Here is a 4466-nt window from a genome sequence, read left to right as displayed (position 1 = left end):
ACAACTTGAATGTCACTTGAGTAGTAGACTTTTCCTTATTAATATGATAAGGTCCCTATTTTCCTAAGGACGGCTCTTGAGAAAATGGAGTCCCTATTTTCTCTACCTATTTTCTCCCTGCTTATACCTGTTCTAGAGCTCTCTTATAGTCCTCAATAACCGATCGCGCGATCTCGTTACTATTATGCCACTTCTCAACAAACCTTCTTGAAAGCATCGCCCTTTCCGAAAGAGAAGCCCGCTCAACGTAGCAGTGCTTCAAAGTCTGGAATATTGTCCTAGGATTTGCGTTTATGAAAGGAAGGTCTTCTCTCATTTCATTTGGAATACCCACTAAGTCTTCATGTCTCAAATACACAATAACAGGTTTTCCTAAAGACATGACTTCGACACTCAATCCACCATACCAACCCACAAGCAGTTGATCAACAAAGAGATCTGCTTGCCTGTAAAAACTTCTAACTTCAGAGTTGGGAATTCCTTCTATTAGTAAGAGCCTAATAGGGAAACCCTCTTTCTGAAGCTCTTCCACCGCTTTAACAACATATGCCGTTCCCTTGACCTTCCGGTTGCTTGGCGCATGACCAATAATCAATTCCTCTTTACCATAATCACTGTACGAATCAAATCTCCAATCATCCAAGTCCAGCTTTGTATAAGGTCTGAATTTGGTTCGTCTTGGCAATACGTTAAGTAAGTCGGGGTTAGTCGTATATATGAAATTCGCGTATTTGTCAAACTTACGCTTATTCCTTTCTTTGTAAATCTCGTTTTGAACGCTAGCCTTTACGTCATCCTCATCAAAATATGTGTACTCGTAATTTCTCCAACAATACGATGGTAGACGAGCATCGCTTCCTTGATAAGTTACAAAGATGGCTTTCTTTTTGTGCCTAAGATACTCCAAATCAATCATATTAAGCAATGCCAATCTTGATGTTACTAACGAAGTCCCAAAGTTGAAGTGAAAAACATCATATTTTTTAGTCGCTTCCATATAAAAACGGGCTATTTTCAAAGCATAGAGGACTTTGCTTTTTGGTCTGGACAAAAGTATGTCATACTTATCACTAAAGATGCTTGTTCCAGTAACTAGAACATCGCTTTTCACTCCATTATACCTTTCTGCTCTTGACAAAGCCCACGCATTACCCCCAATAACTGTGGGCAGATGAAGAACTCTCATTCAGCAAGGCCTCCAAACATCTCTTTGAAATATGCCGCTGTATCTAACAAGCCCTTATCAAAAATCGTATCGAAACTAAATCCCAAATTAAGAAGCTTTTTGTTGGAAATTGAAAACGTCTTGATGTCACCAACTAGCCAGTCTTCATGCTTTGGGGTAAGCTTCTTATCCTTATCAAAAACCTTGAGCAATCTTCTGCATAGTTCACTAACAGTTATGTTTATTCCGGATGCACAATTGTAAACTTCCCCTTTTGTGGATTCATTCGCAGCGACTAGCATGTTTGCTCTCACTACATCTTTCACATATGTGAAAGATCTTTGCTGCGTGCCATCTCCATAGATAATTGGTCTGCTACCTTCAAGAATATTTCTGCAAAAAATCGCAACTACGCCACCATAAAAGCCGGACTCTTGTCTTGGACCATATACGTGGAAATAACGTAGTGTTGTTGTGTCGAGACCGTACAAATGGCTAAAAACCCTTGCATAACGCTCACCTGCAAGCTTGCTTACCCCGTAATAAGAAACTGGTTCGAGAGGGTGATCTTCAGCCTGAGGCAAGACCTTAGCCTCCCCATAAACAGATCCCGTTGATGCATGAACAACTTTCTTAACGCCGAAGTCCCTTGCCAATTCTAGGACATTGAATGTTCCAACGCCATTGACCTTAAGGTCCATCCTAGGATCCTTAATGCAAACGTTCTTCTTTGACGCGGCTTCATTGAAGACAACATCCACAGCTGTGAAATGCTTCTTCAACATATCGTAGTCTGTGATATCGCAGTTCACTGCTTCAAAACTTGGATTCCCTTTGTGATGAGCGAGATTTTCTTCCTTCCCAGCTACATAGTTATCAACGGATATCACTTCCAGTCCAATCTGAAGGAGTTCATCTACAATGTGACTCCCAATGAATCCAGCACCTCCAGTTACCATTGCCCGTTTGTACTTCTTCTTCATTATTTCTCTAATTAGATTATAATCCATTCCTTTTCCTCCCTCCAAAGTACTTTTTAATTTCAGAAAAACGAAACACGCCGAATGCAAACAGAAGAACTACGAAGATTAGTAGAATGAATAGTTTGATCATAAGATCCAGAAACACGGTTTCAATTCTAACAAGTTGTACTGCAAGAATTGCTAGCAAAGCAAGCCCGACAATTGCAGCTGGTTTTGTGTAATGAATCTTCCAATTCATGAGTTTTTCGGACGTTCTCCAATACAAAACATAGATAACAATATAGGAGAGGGCAGTCGAAATTGATGCAACTATTGCACCGAATCTTTTCACGAAAATAATGTTAATCACGATGTTTGTCAGAGCACCCACCCAAGATATGAATGTAACATACTTAGTCTTGTTTGACAGGTAAATTCCTATAGCACCAACTGAAGTAAGCGGGTAGAAAATATATGCAAGACAAAGAGGCCACATTATGTATAATGCTTCGAAGAATTTTTCGGTTGTAAAGATAACTAACATAACTCTCGCAAAAACCAAATTTCCAATTGCAAGAACGCTAAAAAAAGCGAGACCGTACGCGTGAATGGAGTTCAGAATTCGGAGAAATTCTTCTTCGTTCTTTCTGTAATACTGAAAAGCTCTAGGCACCCAAGCGTTTTTGAAAGCCATGATAACGAATGGAAGGACCGACACCATCCTGACAGCCATGCTATAGATGCCCGTCTGGTTAACATCTGAAAGAGCACTCAAAACTATTCTATCCGAAAGATTGAAAACCCAGAATGCAAGAGAACCAGCCAGTAAGGGAATAGAATATTGCAGCACCTTCTTCAGCTCGGAAAAGTCAAAGGAGAACGATAGATCTTTCTTGATAAGAATTGCTCCCAGAACTAATAAGCTAGCAGTAGTTATCAGGAAAGCAAAGAAATAGCCATTTATGCCAAGATTGTAAAGGACAACAAAAATCATTATCAATGAGTAGTCCAATATCACTCTCACAATGGAAATCAAAGAAAACGAAGCAACCTTGAAATATACTCGAAGTATAGTAAGAGATAATCCAAGAAGTAAGCTAAGATAAACGTTTATAATTGAGATACGTATTGCACTCACATAATAGTCTGACCCAAACAAGGCTTTGCTAATTGGTCCAGATAGTGTAAATAATACCGAACTACACAGTCCTCCCCAAGCTACCAAAAACCAGAAGACTGTTGATACAAGTGTTTTTCTACTAACATAATCATCGGCATCAATCAGAACTGATTTCTTGATTGCCATGTCATAACCTAATCCTATAAGCAAAGGGAAAAAAGCCATGCTTGAGTTAATGGTCTCGATAATCCCATATTCTTCAACAGAAAAGACGCGTGATATTATCGGAAGTGTTATTAGAGCCAATAGCTTTCCAATTACTCCTGCAAACCCATAAATAGTGAAGTCCTTAAAAAGACTCTTTCCAAAAGACATTCTCACAGTTCCTTTATTTGAGTCGCCGGTACTCCTGCATAGACTCCATTGCTTGGCAGATCTTTAGTCACAACACTTCCTGCTCCAATAATTACATTGTCTCCAATAGCTAATTCCCCCAATATTCTGCATCCAGCTCCAATCCAAACATTGCTACCAATGACAACTGGTCTTTTCTCAAGAGTACCATCCCTAAAATTGATAGACTTGTCGGAATAAGGATGAGATGATGTGAAAACATATGTACCTGCGGCAATACTAACGTGATTTCCGATTTTGAGACCACCATAACCACTTAATAGACAATACTCTTGGATACTCACATTGCTTCCAATCTCAATGTTCTGTGGTTCTTTGATAAAAACACCCTGTTTAATTATTACGTTTTTCCCCATACTCTTGCATAGTCTCCGATGGACTTCATATCGAAGTTTCGAAGCTGAGAAAGACTCAGCAAATCTTGTTCTTTTCTGCACATGAAATGTGTAATACAAAGGGAGCAGATCCATTGTTCTCGACACTACTAGACACTTAATTCTGTGGAATGCTCTCATCAGTTTTCCAAATGTCACCATTCACTTATTTCCTCCTGTAGGTACTTGTTCTTCTTAAATATGCTTCTTTCAAATAAGGAGGTATGAAACTTTTGTTAAACTTAACACAAATAGAAAACATAACACGAAACTCAAGGTATGGTCTTCTACATTTTTGAATCTCGATTCGATAAAACGGCCATTTCTCACTTATATCACAGATAACAAATCTCTTCAAGATTCACTCCAATATTCACTATTGTTAGAACCATTAGAATCTAACCGGTTTTCCCTCTCTTGCCGATTTGTAT

General features: G+C 39.0%; 4 protein-coding genes. All 4 read right to left on the bottom strand.

Annotated elements, in window-relative coordinates; translation table 11 throughout:
- Positions 1-121: 121 nt before the first annotated feature.
- From B3157_RS11350 to B3157_RS11335, 4 genes are read right to left on the bottom strand one after another with little or no spacing between them, the layout of a single operon-like run.
- Positions 122-1186, bottom strand: coding sequence for a hypothetical protein (locus tag B3157_RS11350; RefSeq protein ID WP_292590595.1), 1065 nt, complete (start codon positions 1184-1186; stop codon positions 122-124).
- Entirely contained in the window at positions 1183-2175 is a 993-nt protein-coding gene (locus tag B3157_RS11345; protein ID WP_292590593.1) for an SDR family NAD(P)-dependent oxidoreductase, read from the bottom strand. The genes B3157_RS11350 and B3157_RS11345 overlap by 4 nt, the downstream gene beginning before the upstream one ends.
- Positions 2165-3622, bottom strand: coding sequence for an oligosaccharide flippase family protein (locus B3157_RS11340; RefSeq protein ID WP_292590591.1), 1458 nt, complete (start codon positions 3620-3622; stop codon positions 2165-2167). The genes B3157_RS11345 and B3157_RS11340 overlap by 11 nt, the downstream gene beginning before the upstream one ends.
- 2 nt (positions 3623-3624) lie before the next feature.
- On the bottom strand, positions 3625-4197 hold the full coding sequence (locus B3157_RS11335; RefSeq protein ID WP_292590589.1) for an acyltransferase: 573 nt from the start codon (positions 4195-4197) through the stop codon (positions 3625-3627).
- Positions 4198-4466 lie beyond the last annotated feature (269 nt).

The sequence above is a fragment of the Mesotoga sp. UBA5557 genome (assembly GCF_002425715.1).
Taxonomy (GTDB): Bacteria; Thermotogota; Thermotogae; order Petrotogales; family Kosmotogaceae; genus Mesotoga.
Note: the sequence above shows the minus strand (reverse complement) of the source record. Positions and strands in the feature narration are given on the sequence as shown.